This is a genomic window from Streptomyces sp. NPDC050085, from assembly GCF_044460595.1.
GTDB lineage: Bacteria > Actinomycetota > Actinomycetes > Streptomycetales > Streptomycetaceae > Streptomyces.
Window position 1 is genome coordinate 1 of sequence record NZ_JBITJZ010000004.1, and the last position, 20,289, is coordinate 20,289.

At 69.2% G+C, this 20,289-nt stretch carries 17 protein-coding genes; 10 read left to right on the forward strand and 7 right to left on the reverse strand.

Translation table 11 applies throughout. From position 1 onward, the window contains the following. Positions 1–407: 407 nt before the first annotated feature. Positions 408–1,823, reverse strand: coding sequence for a cation:dicarboxylate symporter family transporter (locus tag ACIBUY_RS16075; RefSeq protein ID WP_365563324.1), 1,416 nt, complete (start codon positions 1,821–1,823; stop codon positions 408–410). A 120-nt stretch (positions 1,824–1,943) separates the two neighbouring features. On the opposite strand from ACIBUY_RS16075, the gene ACIBUY_RS16080 reads away from it, so the two are divergent. The 6 genes from ACIBUY_RS16080 to ACIBUY_RS16105 all read left to right on the forward strand — a co-directional run bounded on the left by ACIBUY_RS16080 (position 1,944) and on the right by ACIBUY_RS16105 (position 8,392). Continuing rightward, positions 1,944–3,560 (forward strand): ATP-binding protein, encoded by a 1,617-nt coding sequence (locus tag ACIBUY_RS16080; RefSeq protein WP_399152883.1) that lies wholly within the window; start codon positions 1,944–1,946, stop codon positions 3,558–3,560. Positions 3,561–3,562: 2 nt separating this feature from the next. Continuing rightward, on the forward strand, positions 3,563–4,240 hold the full coding sequence (locus tag ACIBUY_RS16085) for a response regulator (RefSeq protein ID WP_399152884.1): 678 nt from the start codon (positions 3,563–3,565) through the stop codon (positions 4,238–4,240). A 178-nt stretch (positions 4,241–4,418) separates the two neighbouring features. Continuing rightward, positions 4,419–5,786 carry an extracellular solute-binding protein gene (locus ACIBUY_RS16090; protein ID WP_365563275.1) on the forward strand — a complete coding sequence of 456 codons (1,368 nt, stop codon included), beginning with the start codon at positions 4,419–4,421 and terminating at the stop codon, positions 5,784–5,786. A 100-nt stretch (positions 5,787–5,886) separates the two neighbouring features. Further along, positions 5,887–6,693, forward strand: a complete 807-nt coding sequence (locus tag ACIBUY_RS16095) for a sugar ABC transporter permease (RefSeq protein ID WP_365563321.1) — start codon at positions 5,887–5,889, stop codon at positions 6,691–6,693. 12 nt (positions 6,694–6,705) lie between these two features. Then, positions 6,706–7,536 (forward strand): carbohydrate ABC transporter permease, encoded by an 831-nt coding sequence (locus ACIBUY_RS16100; RefSeq protein WP_365563317.1) that lies wholly within the window; start codon positions 6,706–6,708, stop codon positions 7,534–7,536. Between the two features lie 154 nt (positions 7,537–7,690). After that, entirely contained in the window at positions 7,691–8,392 is a 702-nt protein-coding gene (locus ACIBUY_RS16105; RefSeq protein ID WP_365563274.1) for a helix-turn-helix transcriptional regulator, read from the forward strand. Positions 8,393–8,411: 19 nt separating this feature from the next. Here the strand turns inward: ACIBUY_RS16105 and ACIBUY_RS16110 are convergent, their stop codons facing one another. Continuing rightward, positions 8,412–9,437: an ATP-dependent 6-phosphofructokinase gene (locus ACIBUY_RS16110; protein ID WP_365563271.1), complete on the reverse strand. Its 1,026-nt coding sequence runs from the start codon at positions 9,435–9,437 to the stop codon at positions 8,412–8,414. Positions 9,438–9,684: 247 nt separating this feature from the next. Here ACIBUY_RS16110 and pta point away from each other — a divergent pair, with 247 nt between their 5' ends. From pta to pyk, 3 genes are all read left to right on the forward strand, one after another. Continuing rightward, positions 9,685–11,766 (forward strand): phosphate acetyltransferase, encoded by a 2,082-nt coding sequence (pta, locus tag ACIBUY_RS16115; RefSeq protein ID WP_365563268.1) that lies wholly within the window; start codon positions 9,685–9,687, stop codon positions 11,764–11,766. 5 nt (positions 11,767–11,771) lie between these two features. Next, complete coding sequence (locus ACIBUY_RS16120; protein WP_365563314.1) at positions 11,772–12,974, forward strand: acetate kinase; 1,203 nt, start codon at positions 11,772–11,774, stop codon at positions 12,972–12,974. Positions 12,975–13,064: 90 nt separating this feature from the next. Then, a complete protein-coding gene (gene pyk, locus ACIBUY_RS16125) occupies positions 13,065–14,495 on the forward strand; it encodes a pyruvate kinase (RefSeq protein ID WP_365563266.1) in 1,431 nt (476 codons plus the stop codon). Positions 14,496–14,589: 94 nt separating this feature from the next. On the opposite strand, the gene ACIBUY_RS16130 is transcribed toward pyk, so the two are convergent. The 4 genes from ACIBUY_RS16130 to ACIBUY_RS16145 form a co-directional block, all read right to left on the reverse strand. Then, positions 14,590–15,780: a hypothetical protein gene (locus ACIBUY_RS16130; protein ID WP_399152885.1), complete on the reverse strand. Its 1,191-nt coding sequence runs from the start codon at positions 15,778–15,780 to the stop codon at positions 14,590–14,592. Between the two features lie 94 nt (positions 15,781–15,874). Continuing rightward, positions 15,875–16,435 carry a DUF6114 domain-containing protein gene (locus tag ACIBUY_RS16135; RefSeq protein WP_365563261.1) on the reverse strand — a complete coding sequence of 187 codons (561 nt, stop codon included), beginning with the start codon at positions 16,433–16,435 and terminating at the stop codon, positions 15,875–15,877. A 157-nt stretch (positions 16,436–16,592) separates the two neighbouring features. Then, entirely contained in the window at positions 16,593–17,234 is a 642-nt protein-coding gene (locus tag ACIBUY_RS16140) for a DUF6230 family protein (protein ID WP_399152886.1), read from the reverse strand. A gap of 645 nt (positions 17,235–17,879) precedes the next feature. Beyond that, on the reverse strand, positions 17,880–18,851 hold the full coding sequence (locus ACIBUY_RS16145; protein ID WP_399152887.1) for a tetratricopeptide repeat protein: 972 nt from the start codon (positions 18,849–18,851) through the stop codon (positions 17,880–17,882). Between the two features lie 321 nt (positions 18,852–19,172). Here ACIBUY_RS16145 and ACIBUY_RS16150 point away from each other — a divergent pair, with 321 nt between their 5' ends. Further along, on the forward strand, positions 19,173–19,793 hold the full coding sequence (locus ACIBUY_RS16150) for a TetR/AcrR family transcriptional regulator (protein ID WP_365563254.1): 621 nt from the start codon (positions 19,173–19,175) through the stop codon (positions 19,791–19,793). A gap of 84 nt (positions 19,794–19,877) precedes the next feature. Here ACIBUY_RS16150 and ACIBUY_RS16155 read toward each other — a convergent pair whose 3' ends face one another. Then, positions 19,878–20,282 (reverse strand): hypothetical protein, encoded by a 405-nt coding sequence (locus ACIBUY_RS16155; RefSeq protein ID WP_365563251.1) that lies wholly within the window; start codon positions 20,280–20,282, stop codon positions 19,878–19,880. Between the last annotated feature and the right edge of the window lie 7 nt (positions 20,283–20,289).

Sequence of the window (20,289 nt, forward strand, 5' to 3'; positions counted from 1 at the left end):
GCCGATTTCCTCGGGGTCTTGCTTCGCTTTCCGGCCTTTCGGCTTTCCGGCGAGTCCGACTCTATCAGATCCTTTCGGGCCTGATTCCCAGTCAGCGGGCCCCGCCTTAGCGGAGATTGTTGCTCTGTCTTCCCGGCTGTTGGGCCGTTCCGACGTCCCAAACTTTAGCGGATCTGCAGAGCAGTTCCTAATCGACCTCATCGAATTGAATTCGAGCACGCCAAAGGGCACGTCGAATTCAGTCCCATGAAGGGATCGTGCTGTGGGTTGGGTGCCGCGTGAGCGGCGGAAGGTGCCGCCTCGGAACCTCCGGCTCCGCGACAACTCGAAGGAACTTACGCCATGGACGCTCGTAAGACAAAAGCGGGGTCCGGTGCAGCGCGCACCGGACCCCGCTGCCCGCAACCTCAGGCCCCGACAGGCGTCTTCGCCCCGCCGTCCCGCGGCGCGGGGACGTCCCCGTCGGCCGGCTCGGAGGAGTCGAGGAGGGTCCGCTCGTCGAAGGGGATGTCGCCCGCGAGCACCCGCTTGACCCGGTCCCGGTCGACCTCGCCGGTCCACGTCCCGATGAGGAGCGTGGCGACCGCGTTGCCCGCGAAGTTCGTCAGTGCGCGGGCCTCGCTCATGAACCGGTCGATGCCGACGATGAGCCCGACCCCGTCGACCAGCGCCGGCTTGTGCGACTGGAGGCCGCTCGCGAGCACCGCGATGCCGGACCCCGAGACGCCCGCGGCCCCCTTCGACGCGACCATCATGAACAGGAGCAGCCCGATCTGCTGGCCCACGCTCATCGGCTGGTCCATGGCGTCGGCGATGAAGAGCGACGCCATGGTCAGGTAGATCATGGTGCCGTCGAGGTTGAAGGAGTACCCGGTCGGCACGGTGATGCCGACGACCGGGCGGCTGACTCCCAGGTGCTCCATCTTCGCGATGAGCCGGGGCAGCGCCGACTCCGAGGACGACGTCGACAGGATCAGCAGGAACTCCCGGCCCAGGTACTTCAGCAGGGCGAAGAGGTTGAAGCCGGTCGCGAGCCGCAGGATGAGCGCCAGGACCACTCCGACGAACAGCGCGCAGGTGACGTAGAACCCGACCATGATCGTCGCGAGGGCCTTGAGCGCGTCGACGCCGGTCTCGCCGATGACGGCGGCCATCGCCCCGAACGCGCCGATCGGCGCCGCCCACATGATCATGCCGAGGACGCGGAAGACCAGCTTCTGGATGTGCTCGACACCGCGCAGGACCGGCTCGCCGGAGCGGCCCATCGCCTGGAGTGCGAACCCGACGAGGAGTGCGACGAGGAGGGTCTGCAGGACCTCGCCCTCGGTGAACGCGGAGACCAGCGTCGTCGGGATGATCCCGAGGATGAAGTCGACCGGGCCCTCGGCGGCGTCCTTGGCCGCGGTGTGGCCGACCTCCTTCGTCGCCTCGGTGAGGTGCATGCCGTCACCGGGGTGCAGGATGTTGCCGACGACGAGGCCGATGGCCAGGGCGACCACGGACATGGCGATGAAGTAGCCGAGGGCGAGCCCGCCGACCTTGCCGATCTGGGCGGCCTTGCGCACCGATCCGACGCCGAGCACGATCGTGCAGAAGATGATGGGCGAGATCATCATCTTGATCAGGGCGACGAAGCCGGTGCCGATCGGCTTGAGCTCCGTGGCGAAGTCGGGCCAGATGAAGCCGACGCCGATGCCGAGCAGTACGGCGACGATGACGGCGAGATAGAGATAGTGCGTGCGGTCCCTCTTGGCGGCGGGGGGCGGGGACGGCGTTGCGGCCCCGGTCCGGGTCTCGGCCACGGTTCCTCCTGACGACGACATCGGCGTACTGGCCGTGCGGCTCACGGTCTGCGGATCCCGGTGACTATCTCCCAGGGCGTGACCGCCGTCACCCTTCCGTTCATTTAGTTCGCACTTGAACGGCCAGGCAGACTGGGCGCCATGCGTCTCCCCCTCCCCCGCAGCCTGGCCGGCCAGCTCTTCGCGATGCAGGCCGTCCTCGTGGCGGTCGTGGTCGGGGGCTGCGCGCTGTTCGCGTACGTCAGTGACCGCGGCCAGGCGGAGACCGCGGCGCGGCGGCAGGCGACGGCCGTGGCCAGGGCGGTCGCCGACGCCCCCTCGGTGCGTGCGGCGATCACCGGCGCGGGCGATCCGACGACGCGCCTGCAGCCGTACGCCGATGACGTGCAGCACCACACCGGCGTCGACTTCGTGACGATCATGGATCCGCACGGCATCCGCTGGACGCACCCCAAGCCCGAGTACATCGGCGAGCGCTACCTCGGGCACATCGGGCCCGCGCTCGAGGGACGTACGTACGCGGAGACCTACACCGGCACCCTCGGCCCGTCCGTGCGTGTCATCACCCCGGTCCACGGGCCTGGCAAGCGGGTCATCGGGCTCGTCAGCGCCGGCATCACCATCGACGAGATCACCGCGCAGGCCCGCGGTCAGGTCCTCGCCGTCACCGGGGTGGCCGGTGCGGCCCTCGTGCTCGGCGGCATCGGCACGTACGTCATCAACGCGCGGCTGCGCCGCCACACCCACGGCATGAACGCGACCGAGCTGTCCCGGATGCACGCCTATCACCAGGCCGCCCTGCACGCCGTCCGCGAAGGGCTCGTGATGCTCGACGGGCAGCGGCGCATCGCCCTCATCAACGACGGGGCCCGCGAACTGCTGGGCGTCGGCGCCGACTCGGTGGGTCGCGGCATCGCCGAGCTCGGCCTGCCCGCACCGCTCACCGGCGCCCTGCTCGCCGCCGAGCCCCGCGTGGACGAGGTGCATCTGACGGCCGACCGGGTCGTGGTCGTCAACACCTCGCCGGTGGCCAGCGGCGAGCGGCGCGGCACGGTCGTGACCCTGCGCGATCACACCGAACTGCAGTCGGTGATGGGCGAGTTGGACTCCGAGCGGGGCTTCACGCAGGCGCTGAGGTCGCAGGCCCACGAGGCCGCCAACCGCCTCCACACCGTCGTCTCGCTCATCGAGCTGGGGCGCGCCGACGAGGCCGTCGACTTCGCCACCGCCGAGCTGGAGCTCGCCCAGGCGCTCACCGACCAGGTCGTCGGCGCCGTCAGCGAACCCGTCCTGGCCGCCCTGCTGCTCGGCAAGGCGGCGCAGGCCAACGAGCACGGCGTCGAGCTGGTCGTCTCCCCCGAGACCCGGATCGACGACGGGCTGCTGCCCGAGTCGCTGGCCGCCCGCGACCTGGTCACCGTCCTCGGCAACCTCATCGACAACGCGGTCGACGCGGCCCAGGGCTCCCCGCGCGCCCGCGTCACCGTGACCGCCCGCGCCACCGCCGAGGCGCTGCTGCTGCGGGTCACGGACACCGGCCCCGGCGTGGACCCGGAGCACACGGACGCCGTCTTCGAGCGTGGCTGGTCGACGAAACCGGCAGGGCCCGGCGGCCGGGGCCTCGGCCTCGCCCTCGTGCGCCAGGCTGTCCACCGCAACAACGGCACACTGAAGCTGGACCAACCTCCGGGCGGCGGCGCCGAGTTCAGGGTGACCCTGCCGCTCGAGGCCGCCGCGACCACTCTCCAGGACGGCTGATCATGACCCACCCGCACATCAGAGTCCTGGTGGTGGAGGACGACCCCGTCGCCGCCGACGCCCACGCCCTCTACGTGAACCGCGTGACCGGCTTCACCACCGTCGCCAAGGCCCACTCCGCCGCCGAGGCCCGTCGTGCCCTTGACGGCGCTGCCGTCGACCTGATCCTCCTCGACCTGCACCTGCCGGACGGCCACGGCCTCGCGCTCGCCCGCTCGTTGCGCGCCGCCGGGCACCAGGCGGACGTCATCGCCGTCACCTCGGCCCGCGATCTGACGGTCGTACGCGAAGGGGTGTCGCTCGGTGTCGTGCAGTACGTCCTCAAGCCGTTCACGTTCGCCACGCTCCGCGACCGTCTGGTGCGCTACGCCGAGTACCGCACATCGACGGGCGTGGCCACGGGGCAGGACGAGGTCGACCGCGCCCTGTCGCACCTGCGCTCCCCGGCCCCGGCCGCGCTGCCCAAGGGCCTGAGCGCGCCCACCCTGGAGCGGGTCACGCAGGCCGTGCGCGAGGCGGCGCCCGAGGGCGTGACCGCGATGTCGACCGCCGAGACGGTCGGCATCTCGCGCATCACGGCCCGCCGCTATCTGGAGCACCTGGTCGACGCGGGGCTCGCCGAGCGCAGCCCGCAGTACGGACAGGTCGGCCGTCCCGAGCTCATCTACACCTGGAAGTAGCCCGCGCCCCGGTCGGCTACGGGTGACTCCGGACGATTACGGCGTCGATAACAACGTTGTCTCCAATGCGACGTGGGACGTCGCACGCCCATTGACCTTGCTCGGAACAGGACCGTACGTTCACGGGCAGCCCCGCGAGTCGACGAAGCCCGCGGACGCTCCGTAGGAGGTCGTTCACGTGCGCCCCACCGCCCCGATCCTCGTCGCCACCGCCCTCTTGGCGGCCGGAACGCTGACCGCCTGCGGCGGCGGCTCCGGCAGCGACTCGAACACCATCAAGGTGTCCTACAAGCAGTCCATGGACAACTCGGTCAGGGTCCCGGACATCTACCTGGCCGCGATGAAGAAGCAGTTCGAGAAGGAGCACCCCGGCAAGAAGGTGGAGCTCGTCCCGATCAAGGCCCCGGACTCCGAGTACTACACCAAGGTCCAGCAGATGCTGCGCTCGTCGAAGACGGCGCCGGACCTCGTCTACGAGGACACGTTCCTCATCAACTCGGACATCACCAGCGGGTACTTGAGGCCCCTGGACCCGTATCTGAACAAGTGGTCGGACTGGAACCAGTTCATCGACACGGCGCGGACCGCGGCGAAGGCCGAGGACGGCAAGACGTACGGCGTCCCGGACGGCACGGACACCCGCGGCCTCTGGTACGACAAGGCGATCCTGGCGAAGGCGGGCATCAAGACGCCCTGGCAGCCGAAGAGTTGGGACGAGGTCCTGGATGCGGCCCGCGCCATCAAGGCGAAGGTGCCCGGCGTCACTCCGTTCAACATCTACACCGGCAAGCCGGCCGGTGAGGCCTCCGCGATGCAGGGCTTCGAGATGCTGCTGTACGGGACGGGCGACGGCACCGCCGACCCGCTCTACGACAAGGGCTCGGGCAAGTGGCTCGCGGGCACGAAGGCGTTCAAGGACGGCCTGAACTTCGTCCACACCGTGTACAGCGAGAAGTTGGGGCCCGACGTCGCCGACGCGCTCGACCCGAACATCGCGACGCGCGTGGCCGGCGAGATGCTGCCGAAGGGCAAGCTGGGCATCGCCCTCGACGGTTCCTGGCTGCCGCAGTTCTGGGGCCAGGGCAGCGGCCACGGCTGGCCCGACTGGTCGAAGAAGCTGGGCCTCGCCTACATGCCGACGCAGAACGGCCAGGCGCCCGGCAAGGTCTCCATCTCCGGCGGCTGGACCTGGGCGATCCCGACCAAGGCGGGCAACCCGGACCTCGCGTTCGACTTCATCAAGACGATGCAGACGAAGGCGAACGCCCAGCGCTGGTACCTCGCCAACTCCGGCATCTCGGTGCGCAAGGACGTCGCGTCCGACCCGTCGTACATCAAGGCGCAGCCGGGCATCAAGTTCTTCACGGACCTGGTTCCGACGACGCACTACCGCCCGGCGTACCCGGCGTACCCGAAGGTCTCCACGGCGATCCAGGAGGCGATGGAGTCGGTGACGACGGGTGACGCGTCGGTGGACAAGGCGGCGTCGACGTACGACGAGCAGCTGAAGACGGCCGCGGACGGCAAAATTGTCACGCGTCCGTAAGCAGGCGGGGCAGCGGGAGCAGGCGTCAATCGGCCTACGGCACAAGCCTGTTGGGCGCGCGGCCCTGCGCGCCCTGCCCATCGCCCCGGCGACGGTCATCATGGTCCTGTTCCTCGCGGGCCCGATCGCCTACTGCGCCTACATCGCCTTCACCGACCTCCAGCTCACGGGCCAGGCCCACTCGTCGTTCATCGGCTTCGACAACTTCCGCACCGCGTTCAAGGACGACGCGTTCCTGAACGCGGTCAGGCTCACGCTCGTCTTCACGTTCCTGTCGTCGATCGTCGGCCAGAACACGCTGGGCCTGGCCCTCGCGGCCCTGATGCAGCGCGCCTCGAAACCGGTCCGCACGATCACCGGCGCCGTCGTCGTCACGGCCTGGGTACTGCCGGAGGTCGTCGCCGGTTTCCTGCTGTACGCGTTCTTCCGCCGCGAGGGCACGCTGAACGCGATCCTCGACTGGCTCGGGCTTCCCGGCCAGAACTGGCTGTACACGCTGCCGATCCTGGCGGTGTCGTTCGCGAACATGTGGCGCGGCACCGCCTTCTCGATGCTCGTCTACTCGGCGGCGCTCTCCGAGATCCCCACGGAGATCACCGAGTCCGCCGAGGTGGACGGCGCGAACGCCTGGCAGCGCCTGTGGCACATCACGCTGCCGATGATCCGCCGCTCCATCGGCACGAACCTGATGCTCAACACGCTCCAGACCCTGTCGGTCTTCGGACTGATCTGGGTGATGACGCGAGGCGGTCCCGGCAACCGGTCGCAGACCCTCCCCCTGTTCATGTACGAGCAGGCCTTCCAGAAGAGCATGATCGGCTACGGCACGGCGGTCGCGCTGCTGCTCCTCGTGGTCGGCTCGCTGTTCTCGGTGGTCTACATGCGCCTGCTGCGCACGGAGGCATGAGTGAACGCCCGTATGAAGACGAGCCGTCGCACTCGCAGGCGGCTCACCGCGGACGCGGCCCTGGTCCTCGTCGCGCTGCTCTTCGTCCTCCCGCTGGCCTGGGTGGTCCTGTCGTCCATCGACAGCGAGGCCGGCCTGAAGGTGAAGCTGCCCTCGCATCCGACGTTCGACAACTTCGACGCCGTCCTCAAGCCGGACATCACCTACACCCCGCTGCTCAACTCCCTGATCCTGTGCGGCGGAGCGACCCTGCTCACGGTCGCCTGCGCCGCGCTCGCCGCGTACCCGCTCTCCCGCTACCGCTCGCGTCTGAACAACCCGTACCTGGCGACGATCCTGTTCGCGACGTGCCTGCCCATCACCGCGATCATGGTCCCGGTCTACGCACTGTTCGTACAGGTCAATCTGATCGACACGATGGCGGGCACGATCTACTTCTTCACCGCGTCGAACCTGCCGTTCGCGATCTGGCTGATGAAGAACTTCATGGACGGCGTGCCCAAGGAGCTGGAAGAGGCGGCCTGGACGGACGGCGCGAACACCTTCCAGTCCCTGGTGCGCATCGTGCTGCCGCTGATGGGCCCGGGGATCGCGGTCGTCACGGTGTTCTGCTTCGCGATGATGTGGGGCAACTTCTTCGTGCCGTTCATGCTGCTGCTCTCCCCCGACCAGATGCCGGCGTCGGTCAGCATCAACGACTTCTTCGGCAACCGCGGCCAGGTCGTCTACGGCCAGCTCGCCGCGTTCTCGATCCTCTACTCGACCCCGGTCCTGCTGCTGTACGTCCTGGTCTCGCGCCGCTTCGGCGGGGGCTTCGCGCTCGGCGGCGCGGTCAAGGGGTGACGTGCTCCCGCGTCCGTGCCGTCCCCATCGAAGTCCCTGACGCCCCCCATCGAAGTCCGTGCCGTATCCATCGATGGGCTGTACGTTCCTACGACATGTCACGCAAGACGAACGCACCGTAGCCAACTGGCCCGTACACCCCTACTTTGTGCCCGTGCAGCACACCGCCGCGGCGAACCAGCCCACCCCGCCGTTCAACGCCCCCGCCGCCCGCCGCCTCCGCGAGGCGCTCGGGATGGCCCCGGGCCATGTCGCCTACGGCATGCGCGCCAGCTACGGGCTCGCGCACGTCACCCCGGACACGATCATCGCCTGGGAGCGCGGCGACGCGGCCCCGACGGCCGGTGAACTGACCGCGCTCGCCGGGGCGTTGTGGTGCTCCCCCGGCGAACTCATCGGCGCACCAAGGACCCTGCGCGAGCACCGTCTCGCCCTGGGGCTCGCCCCGGAGGACGTGGCCCGCGACGTCGGTCTGGAGATCCACTCGTATCTGCACATGGAGGAGACGGGCGAGTGGCGCGGCAACGACCGCCAGTCGTCCGCGCTCGCCGGGATCCTGCGACTGCCCCCGCGCGCGTTCGCGACGGTGACGGGCCGGGACGGGCGGCTCGCGGACCTGCTGCGCAGCGCGGCGACCACCCGCTGGCAGGCGTACGTGCGCCCGCTGACCCGGCTCGTGCCGGTGCAGCGCCGTGAGGTGGAGGACGTCCTGCACGAAATGCACCTGGAATACCAGGCGTTGATGGCCGCGACCCTGAGCTGGGGCGGCGGTTCGTCACCGGAGTCGGGGGACGCGGGGAAGCTCTTCCTGGAGCGGATCCTGGACGAGTTCTGGTCCAGGATCCGTAATCCGTAGCCTCCGCCAGGCAGTTGGCCTAGAAGACCGACTCGGCCTCGTCCATGCGGTCCTTGGGGACCGTCTTCAGCTCGGTGACCGCGTCGGCGAGCGGCACCATCCGGATGTCGGTGCCCCGCAGCGCGGTCATGTTGCCGAACTCGCCGCGGTGCGCGGCCTCCACGGCGTGCCAGCCGAACCGGGTCGCGAGCACCCGGTCGTACGCGGTCGGCGTACCGCCGCGCTGGACGTGGCCGAGGATGACGGGCCGCGCCTCCTTGCCGAGGCGGGACTCGAGCTCGTAGGCGAGGGCGGTGCCGATGCCCTGGAAGCGCTCGTGGCCGAACTGGTCGATGGCGCCCTTGCCGTAGTCCATGGTGCCGTCGGCGGGGTGCGCGCCCTCGGCGACGCAGATGACGGCGAACTTCTTGCCGCGCGCGAACCGCTCCTCGACCATCTTGACCAGGTCGGCCGGGTCGAAGGGACGCTCGGGCAGGCAGATGCCGTGGGCGCCGCCGGCCATGCCGGACTCCAGGGCGATCCAGCCCGCGTGCCGGCCCATGACCTCGACGACCATGACGCGCTGGTGCGACTCGGCGGTGGTCTTGAGGCGGTCCATCGCCTCGGTCGCGACGCCGACGGCGGTGTCGAAGCCGAAGGTGCGGTCCGTGGACGAGATGTCGTTGTCGATCGTCTTGGGGACGCCGACGACGGGCACGCCCGCGTCCGACAGCATGCGGGCCGCGGTCAGCGTGCCCTCGCCGCCGATCGGGATGAGGACGTCGAAGCCGCTCTTCTCCACGAGCTCCTTGGCGTTGTCGCACGCCGCGCGGAACTTGTCGCGCTCGAGGCGGGAGGAGCCGAGGATGGTGCCGCCGCGGGAGAGTATGCCGCTGACCGCGTTGAGGTCGAGGGGGCGGTAGCGGCCGTCGAGCAGTCCCGCGTAGCCGTCCTCGAAGCCGAGCACCTCGTCGCCGTAGTGCGTGACCGCTCGGTGCACGACCGACCGGATCACTGCGTTCAGGCCCGGGCAGTCGCCGCCTGCGGTGAGAACTCCGATACGCATCGTGCTGTGTCTCCTGCTCGCTGCTGGTACGTGTGAGCCACTGGCGATTGTTCCACGCTCCAGGGGTCCGCGCGTTCGCGCGCGGCCACAAGGGGAACTTCGGCAGGCCACGAGCGGGCCCTAGGACCCTGTTGTCCAGGGCGTTTGTCCGGCGGGCGACCTAGCCATGCCCGGAGGTATTGTCAAGAGGGCACAGCTTCCATTACGGCCATTTTTTTCGGCCTCACGAGGGAAACGGAGAGCACGCGTGACGCGCAGCGTGTACGTGACCGGGATCGACCGGGGCGACGGCCGCCAGGTCGTCGAGCTGGGAGTCATGGAACTCCTGACCCGCCAGGTCGACCGGGTGGGCGTCTTCCGCCCGCTCGTCCACGACGGCCCCGACCGGCTCTTCGACCTGCTGCGGGCGCGCTACCGGCTGTCGCAGGACCCGGCGACCGTGTACGGCCTCGAGTACCACGAGGCGTCCGCCGTCCAGGCCGAGCAGGGCACGGACGAGCTCGTCTCGCGCCTGGTCGACCGGTTCCACGCGGTGGCCCGTGACTACGACGTCGTCCTCGTGCTCGGCACCGACTTCTCCGACACGCAGCTCCCCGACGAACTGGCCCTCAACGCCCGCCTGGCCAACGAGTTCGGCGCCTCCGTCCTGCCCGTCGTCGGCGGCAGGAAGCAGACGGCTGAGTCGGTGCGCGCCGAGGTGCGCAACGCCTACCGCGCCTACGACGGCCTGGGCTGCGACGTCCTCGCGATGATCGTCAACCGGGTCGCCCCCGAGGACCGGGACGACGTACAGGAGCGGCTGTCCACCCGGTTGCCCGTGCCCTGCTTCGTACTGCCCGACGAGCCCGCCCTCGCCGCGCCCACCGTCGCCCAGATCACCCACGCCCTCGGCGGCACGGTGCTCCTCGGCGACGACGCGGGCCTCGCGCGCGACGCCCTCGACTTCGTGTTCGGCGGCGCCATGCTGCCCAACCTGCTCAACGCCCTGACGCCGGGCTGCGTGCTCGTCACCCCCGGCGACCGGGCGGACCTCGTGGTCGGCGCGATGGCCGCGCACAGTGCGGGGACCCCGCCGATCGCGGGCGTCATCCTCACGCTGAACGAGCGGCCCGGCGAGGAGATCCTCAAGCTCGCCGACCGGCTCGCACCCGGCACCCCGGTGATCGCCGTCACCGGCGGCTCCTTCCCGACCGCGGCCGAACTCTTCGCCCTGGAGGGCAAGTTGAACGCCGCGACACCGAGGAAGGCCGAGACGGCGCTCGGTCTCTTCGAGCGGTACGTCGACACGGCCGGGCTGCTCAAGACCATCCAGGCCCCGTCCTCCGACCGCGTCACGCCGATGATGTTCGAGCACAAGCTGCTCGAGCAGGCCCGCGCGGACAAGCGCCGCGTCGTCCTGCCCGAGGGCACCGAGGAGCGGGTGCTGCGCGCTGCGGACGTGCTGCTGCGCCGGGGGGTCTGCGAACTCACCCTCCTCGGCCCGGTCGAGCAGATCCGCAAGAAGGCCGCGGACCTCGGCGTCGACCTGGTGAACTGCCAGCTCATCGACCCGGCGGTGTCCGAGCTGCGGGACCGTTTCGCCACCAAGTACGCGGAGCTGCGCGCCCACAAGGGCGTCACCGTCGAGCTCGCGTACGACGTGGTGGCCGACGTGAACTACTTCGGCACGCTGATGGTCCAGGAGGGCCTGGCCGACGGCATGGTGTCTGGCTCGGTCCACTCGACGGCGGCGACGATCCGCCCGGCCTTCGAGATCATCAAGACCAAGCCGGAGGCCGCGATCGTCTCCTCCGTCTTCTTCATGTGCCTGGCCGACAAGGTCCTCGTCTACGGCGACTGCGCCGTGAACCCGGATCCGAACGCCCAGCAGCTCGCCGACATCGCGACCCAGTCCGCGGGCACCGCGTCCCAGTTCGGCGTCGAGCCGCGGATCGCGATGCTGTCGTACTCGACGGGCACGTCCGGCTCGGGCGCGGACGTCGACAAGGTCCGCGAGGCCACGGAGATCGTCAAGGGTGCGCGTCCCGACCTGAAGATCGAGGGACCGATCCAGTACGACGCCGCGGTCGAGCCGTCCGTCGCGGCCACCAAGCTGCCCGGCTCCGAGGTCGCGGGCCAGGCCAGCGTGCTGATCTTCCCGGACCTCAACACCGGCAACAACACGTACAAGGCCGTGCAGCGCTCGGCCGGCGCGATCGCCGTCGGCCCGGTCCTGCAGGGCCTGCGCAAGCCGGTCAACGACCTGTCCCGCGGCGCGCTCGTCCAGGACATCGTCAACACGGTCGCCATCACGGCGATCCAGGCCCAGACCCCCACCGAAAAGGCATGACACCCGTGGCAGCGACCCGCATCCTCGTCCTCAACTCCGGCTCGTCGTCGGTGAAGTACCAGCTGCTCGACATGGCCGACCACTCCCGGCTCGCCGTCGGCCTGGTCGAGCGCATCGGCGAGGAGACCTCGCGCCTGAAGCACACCCCCGCCGGCGGTGAGTCGCGCGAGCAGAACCGGCCGATCGCCGACCACAAGGTCGCCCTGGAGGCGGTCGCCGACGAGCTGGCGGCGGACGGCCTCGGCCTGGACTCCCCCGAGCTGGCCGCGATCGGCCACCGGGTGGTGCACGGCGGCCTGTTCTTCTCGCAGCCGACGGTCATCGACGACACCGTGCTCGCCGAGATCGAGCGGCTCATCCCGGTCGCGCCGCTGCACAACCCGGCGAACCTGACGGGCATCCGCACGGCCCAGACCCTGCGCCCTGACCTGCCGCAGGTCGCCGTCTTCGACACCGCGTTCCACACGACGATGCCGGAGTCCGCGGCGCGCTACGCGATCGACGTGAAGACCGCCGACGAGCACCGCATCCGCCGCTACGGCTTCCACGGCACGTCGCACGCGTACGTCTCCCGCAAGACGGCCGAACTCCTCGGCAAGCAGCCGGAGGAGGTCAACGTCATCGTCCTGCACCTGGGCAACGGCGCCTCGGCGTCGGCCGTGCGCGGCGGGGTGTGCGTGGACACGTCGATGGGCCTGACGCCGCTTGAGGGCCTGGTGATGGGTACGCGTTCAGGAGACGTCGACCCGGCCGTCATCTTCCATCTGATGCGGGTGGGCAACATGTCCGCGGACGAGATCGACGTCCTGCTCAACAAGAAGTCGGGTCTGATCGGTCTGTGCGGCGACAACGACATGCGTGAGATCCGCCGCCGCATCGACGAGGGCGACCAGGAGGCGCAGCTCGCCTTCGACATCTACATCCACCGTCTGAAGAAGTACATCGGCTCGTACTACGCGGTGCTCGGCAGGGTGGACGCGATCGCCTTCACTGCCGGGGTCGGCGAGAACGCGGCGCCGGTGCGCGAGGCTGCGGTCGCGGGCCTGGAGGAGCTGGGTCTGGCGGTCGACGGGGAGCTGAATTCCGTACGTTCCGACGAGCCCCGGATCATCTCGCCCGAGTACGCCAGGGTGGCCGTCGCCGTGGTGCCCACGGACGAGGAGCTGGAGATCGCCCAGCAGACCTACGCACTGGTCGAGGGACCGTGACACCCGTCACACCTGAGCGCACATCCGCCCATTTGTAGATTCCGCCAGACGGAATATTCCGTAGCGAAACAAACCGATAGGATCGCCCCTATGCGCCGTTCCAAAATCGTCTGCACGCTGGGCCCCGCCGTCGACTCCGAAGAGCAGCTCGTCTCGCTGATCGAGGCCGGCATGAACGTGGCCCGCTTCAACTTCAGCCACGGCACGCACGCCGAGCACCAGGGTCGCTACGACCGGGTGCGCGCCGCTGCCGAGAAGACCGGCCGCGCGGTGGGCGTCCTCGCCGACCTGCAGGGCCCCAAGATCCGCCTGGAGACCTTCGCCGAAGGCCCCGTCGAGCTGGTGCGCGGTGACGAGTTCACCATCACCACCGAGGACGTGCCCGGCGACAAGTCGATCTGCGGCACGACGTACAAGGGCCTGCCCGGTGACGTCTCGCGCGGCGACCAGGTCCTCATCAACGACGGCAACGTCGAGCTCAAGGTGATGGACGTCGAGGGCCCCCGGGTCAGGACGATCGTCATCGAGGGCGGTGTCATCTCCGACCACAAGGGCATCAACCTGCCCGGCGCGGCGGTGAACGTCCCGGCCCTGTCCGAGAAGGACATCGAGGACCTGCGCTTCGCCCTGAAGATGGGCTGCGACATGGTCGCCCTGTCCTTCGTGCGCGACGCCGACGACGTCAAGGACGTCCACAAGGTGATGGACGAGGAGGGCCGCCGGGTCCCCGTCATCGCCAAGGTGGAGAAGCCGCAGGCCGTCGCCAACATGGAGGGCGTCGTCGCGGCGTTCGACGCGGTCATGGTGGCCCGTGGCGACCTGGCCGTCGAGTACCCGCTCGAGAAGGTCCCGATGGTGCAGAAGCGCCTCGTGGAGATGTGCCGCCGCAACGCCAAGCCGGTGATCGTCGCGACCCAGATGATGGAGTCGATGATCACCAACTCGCGTCCCACGCGCGCCGAGGCGTCCGACGTCGCCAACGCGATCCTGGACGGCGCCGACGCGGTCATGCTCTCCGCCGAGTCGTCCGTGGGCGCGTACCCGATCGAGACCGTCAAGACGATGTCGAAGATCGTCCAGGCGGCCGAGCAGGAGCTGATGGCCAAGGGCCTGCAGCCGCTCGTCCCGGGCAAGAAGCCGCGCACGCAGGGTGGTTCGGTCGCCCGTGCCGCGTGCGAGATCGCGGACTTCCTCGACGGCAAGGCCCTCGTCGCCTTCACGCAGTCCGGCGACACCGCGCGCCGCCTGTCCCGCTACCGCGCCTGCCAGCCGATCCTGGCCTTCACCACGGACGCCTCGACCCGCAACCAGCTCTCGCTGAGCTGGGGCGTCGAGACGTACGTCGTCCCGCACGTGGACTCCACCGACGCGATGGTCGAGCTGGTCGACGCCGAGCTGATCAAGCTCAGCCGCTTCGGCGACGGCGACACCGTGATCATCACGGCGGGCTCGCCCCCCGGCGTCCCCGGCACCACGAACATGGTCCGGGTGCACCACCTGGGCGGCGGCAACCGCGACTGACGGTCCGCTCACGGCAATGACTGAGGGCGCCCCCCTGATGGGGGGGCGCCCTCAGTCATGTGCGGCTCCCGGAACGGGTCTTCGGTGGTGCCGGTCAGCTGTCCTCGACCGTGGTGCGCAGTCCGGGTACATGCAGGTCGCCGCCGAACTGCGCGGCCTGCGTCACCTTCACGTTCGTGAAGTACAGGATCGGCAGGTTGATCGGCGGCGGGTTCTTGGCGTTGAACGTCAGCGGGATGAGCCCGAGCAGATTGCCCGAGAGCTCCTCCGTGTACATCGTCGTCTTCCCGTTGCGGATGGTGGACGTGGAGCCCTTGTCCGAACGGATGTGGAAGAACTTGCCGTTGGGGCCGGGGGCGATCTGATGCAGATCCCCGATGTCCGTCCCGTCCGAGATGATGTACTTCATGACGCGCTTGGTGGAGCCGTCCGCCATCTTGACGTCGACCAGGCCCTTGTAGTCCGCGCCCTTGAGCAGCAGCGAACTGGCCTCCAGCTTCCAGGACTTGTCCGGAAGCCGGACCGGGGTGGCCTCATCGGCCCCCTCGGCGTCGGTGGCGACCGGGCAGTTCTCCGGCACGTCACCGCTGGCACTCGGAGACGGCGTGGCCGCGTCCTTGACCTTGTCGGTGGCGTCCTTGGCCGTGTCCCCCACCTTGTCGGTGGTGTCCTTGACCGCCTCGCCTGCCTTGTCGGTCGTGTCCTTGACCGTGTCGCCGACCCCGTCGACGGTGTCCTTGACGGCGCCGCCCAGGTCCTTGGAGTCCGACGCCGAAGCCGAGGCCGAGGGGCTCGGGGTCGGGCTGGCCGACTCCTTCTCCTGCGGCGTGAACAGCTTCTTGAGCGCGTCACCGACACCCAGCGGGTCGAGCGGGTTCTTGGTCTCGGACGGCGAGGGCGACGGCGTGGCCGTGTCCTTGCTGTCGGCCGAGTCCGTGGAGCTCGACTTGGTCCCGGCGGAGGCCGAGGGCGTGGGAGAGGGCGTGGCCCCGTCCTTGCCCGCGTCCTTGTCGGTGGCCTTGTCGTCGGCCGAGTCCTTGGAAGCCGAGGCGGACGGCGACGGAGTCGACGACTCCTTCGCCTTGTCCTTGGCGTCCTTGGCGTCCTTGTCGGCGGTGGTCTTGCCGTCCCGTTCCGCCTCGACCGCGTCGGCGCACGCCTTGTAGTCGTCCACCGAGAACTTGGTCGGGTTGTCCTTGGCCGACGCCAGCGTGGGCGTGAGACCAAGTCCCATCAGTACGGCCGTGGGCATGGCCGCGATGGCTATCGCCTTGCCCGCGGGCATGTGCAGCCTGGTGAAAAGATGCTTCCTCGGCGCTGCATGCCGCGGCCCGGTTCTCGCACGGGACTCCCCCGCGGAGCCCTCGTGGTGCACCTCGTCAGCCGGCACGGTGCCTCCCGTTCGTCCCGTTGTCCGGGCTCGTCCCTGACTCGTCGTCGTTTGCGCCCGCGACCCGATAGGTGGCACCCGCGATGGGCGGCACGACGGCCGAGTCGTCCGATCCGGCGTGGTCACCACCCTGAGCGACCGGCTCTTCCTTCGGCTTGCCCGGAGCCCAGGAGACGCTGAGTGCGCCGCCGATGAGGGCCAGCAGGAAGCCGATGACGAATCCACCGAAGTTGGAGACCACCAGGGAGACAAGGGCGAGAAGAATCGCCGCCACACCCGCGAAGACCCGGGAGTGCGGCTGGAACCACATCGTCAGGCCGAGCACGACGAGCAGCACGCCGATGATGAGCGACCCGGCACCGGCCGTGGTCGACATCCTGATCGTCAGGGTGCCCATCGTCAGATTCGCGTACGGGAAGTACATGATCGGGATGCCGCCGAGGATCGACAGCAGTCCACCCCAGAATGGGCGCTGACCGCGCCACCCTCGGAACGATTGGCGCATGTGACCAAGCTTCGTGCCCAGTCCTGCCTGCGCTGCGGCGCTCATGTCGTACAGCTCCTCGGGTAAGGCGTTGTTCTGTGGTGATGGTGGCTGTCCGGATACGGGCACGGGGACGACTCGGAGCATGTCCCGTGCGCCCCCGCGCCCGGCCGTTCAGCACGTCAAGTGATCAGTTCCCGGCCCGAGTTCGGACCTGAGGGAACTAGAAGCACTCGATCTTGTCTCCACTGCCCTTCTTGACTGCCATGTGGAGACCGGACAGCTTGAACGAGGCCGCCGTGGTGGCCCACGCCTGCTGCCTGACGTTCTCGAAGTGCACCGAGTCGGCCTGCTGGGCGAACGAGTTCGGGTCGGCCTTGTCGCCCTGGTGCATACCGGGGCCCTTGCCACCCTTGCCATCGCCACGGTTCGTGTCGCCCGCGGCAACACCGATGTCGATGTTGTTGAAGGTGGCATCGGCGTCGAGCTTGTCGGCGTCGATGTAGATGTTGCCGGCCTCGACCGCCTTGCTACCACCGGCCTCGAGGCGCATCGTCACGTCGCCGAAGACGGGCACCGGGACGACCACGGACTGGCACAGGTCGTGGATGGTGGCCGACTTCATGCCGACGACGGCAACCGGGTGGGCACCCGTCTTACCGGTGTCCAGTGCGCCGTACTGGACGAAGTCGGTGCCGTCGATCGACGACGCTCCGACCTTGAACGACTGCCCCGAAACGCTGAACGACGCCGCGAGCGCACCCTGCGCCACGGCAACGCCTATCGCGGCGGTAGCCGCAACGCTCGGAACCATGACAACGGCGAACCGCTTCCATCTGGTTCCACCACGAATCATGGAATTCACGACTGTTCCTCCTTCTCGGACGTACATCTCCGGCCCTGACTGCCCCTTACGGCGGCTCAGCCGGGCAGGGATGGGAGAAGTGCTACGTCCTCGGGAAGGAGAGCGCCCGCATCGGAGGCGCGACTCAACCGCACCTTGATCACCGGCGATCACCCCCGAGCGACAACCACTGGTCGCACCTGAGCCATCACGCGCAACCTGCCGGACAGGCCCAGCCAGGCGGCTGAGACCCCCCTGTCCTGAGACCGACGGCGCTCCCCAAGGCTTCACCGTCGACCTGCTCGGTGGGGACCCTGAATTCCCGCTGTCCGAGTGGCTGTCGGACGGTGGGGAGAGGACCGAGCGTGCCCGATCGTGGTCCATTCCCGTCGCTCGCACAAGGGGGTTCGTTACTCACGGGTAACGGACGGATAACCGAACCACGACCGCCCGGCATCGGACAGCAACACAGGGTGCCGTCAAGCGAGTTGGCATAGCGGTGGAATCCGGTACGGAACGGGACAGAAGACAGCCCCTGACTTACTCCAAGTAACAGCGGCCGCGTTTACCAAGTTTTGGTAAAGCGCGGCCGCTGTGCGCCCCTGGGGGCAGAACTTTCACCCCGGCATCACAAGCCGTGGCGTTTAAGAACAGGTCACCGACGGCTCAGAAGAGAACGCGGGCCAAGGCCGTACGCGCGGTGGTCACGCGGGGGTCGTCGCCGCCCACGACCTCGAACAATTCGAGCAGTCGAACGCGCGCCGCGTCCCGCTCATCGCCAGCCGTACGGGCAACGGCATCGACCAGCCGCCCGAAGGCGTCGGCGACGTGCCCACCCACGAGATCAAGGTCGGCGGCGGCGATCTGCGCCTGCACGTCACCGGGGTTCTGCGCGGCCTCGGTACGCACCTTCTGCGGATCCATGCCCTGCACGCGCTGCAACAGCTCGGCCTGGCCGAGGCCGAGCTTGGCCTCGGTGTTGCCGGGGTCGTCCGACAGCACGTTCTTGTACGCCTGGACGGCGCCGCCCAGGTCACCCGCGTCGAGCGCCTGCACGGCGGCTTCGAGCAGCGCGTCGTACGGACCGGCCGGAGCCTCCACGACCGGGGCAGCGCCCTCCGCATCGGGGGCGACGGTGATGCCGGTGAGCCCGAAGCGCTCCTCGGCGACCTGGATCAACTGGTCGAGGGTGGCGCGGATCTGCTCGGCCGGGGCGGCTCCCTGGAAGAGGGGCAGCGCCTGCCCGGCCACAACGGCGAATACAGCCGGGATCCCCTGGACCCCGAACTGCTGCATCAGCATCTGATTGGCGTCGACGTCGATCTTGGCGAGCACGAAGCGCCCGCTGTACTCGACGGCAAGCTGCTCAAGCAGAGGACTCAACTGCTTGCAGGGCTCGCACCACTCGGCCCAGAAGTCGATGACGACGGGCACCTCGGTGGAGCGCTGCAGTACGTCACGCTCGAAGCCGGCCTCATCGACGTCGATGACGAGGCTCGACGGCGACACGGCGGCGGGCCCGCCACCCTGCCGGGCCGCTTCGGCGCGCGCCTGCTCCGCCTTGGCCTTGGCCTCCTGGGCCGCCTTCACCGCGGCGAGATCGACGACTCCGCTCATGGACATGTTCCGTGGCTGCATGCGTGCATTCTCCCCCTTCCGCGGTCGCTTGTGGGCCGGGTCCTCCCCGGACGCCTCCCGCCGGATTGCGAGACGTGCGGAGCGGACTCGGCCGGGTCACGCCGTGCCGGGTCCCCACCCGGCACCTGTGGTTGCCGCTCGTCGGGGCGACGCCGGGTGCAGATCGGTGCCGTGCCGTACGAGATCGAGCTTTCGCTACGGGTCGTAGCGTAACTGCCGACGCCGCCGCGTGGGGAGCCGCCCCGCACCTGGCTCCGGTGATCTGCCTCACGCAGGTCACACGGGTCACTCCTGGCCTACCGGCCGGTATGGTCCATGACCATGCAGAGCCGCACGCCCCTTCCCCGTACAGGCCGCCCCAGATCCGCCGCGGCGGACGAGGCGATCCTGGAGGCGACGCGTGCGGCACTCGTCGAACTCGGCTGGTCGAAACTGACGCTCGGCGACGTGGCAACGCGGGCCGGAGTCGCGAAGACGACCCTCTACCGCCGCTGGGCCGGCAAGAACGAGCTCGTGGTCGACGCGGTGGCGGTCCTCTTCGATGAACTCGAACTCCCCGACAGAGGTTCCCTCGCGGCGGACATCGAGGGCGTGGTGCTGCAATTCGCGGCGATCCTGGACCGCCCGGAGACGAAGACGGCCCTCATGGCGGTGGTGGCGGAGTCGACGCGGGACGCGCCTCTGCGCGAACGCATCCGCACGTCGATCGTGGACCGCCAGAAGCGCCTGGTCCTGGAGGGCCGAGCACGGGCCGAGCACCGAGGAGAGCTGCCCGCTGCGGAGGACCCGTGCGTCGCGGAGGCGACCGCGGACCTCATCTTCGACGTGGCGGCGGGCACGGTGGTGCACCGGACGCTGGTGAGTGCGGAGCCGGTGGATGCGGAGTGGGTACGCAGGTTCACGGCGCTGCTGCTGGGGGGACTGGCTGCGGCGTCGGACTGAGCAGCCCGGGCCGTGGGCCGCGCGAGAAAACCCCGCCAGGGATTACCCGGCGGGGTTCGACGCGGCCTCACGGATCCGCCGCGGTCACTCTTCGGTCAGGGCCGTTCGCAGGTAGGCGATCAGATCGGCGGTCGGTACGTCGGTCCAGACGTCTCCTGGGACGCCGACGCGCTTGACCTCGTAGCGTTCCCCGGTCTCCTCGGACACCAGAATCTGACGGCTCGTCGCATCCATCGGTGCGATCCGCAGGCGCACCGCTCCATGCGTGATCGTCGGAAACATTCGCCGCAGCACCTCATCCGCGTACAGGCGGCGCAGAAGTGCCCATCGCTTCCGGTGGAAGTCGGACGACAGGAGCTCGCTCCGCTGCGAAGCGAATTCATCGAGCTCCAGGAACTCGAAGCGTTCCGCCAACACGTCGAGCGGAAGGCCTTCGCGCCAGGCGGCGACGGCCTCCACAAGCAGCCCGAGATCCCCCGCCGCTTCCACGAAGCTG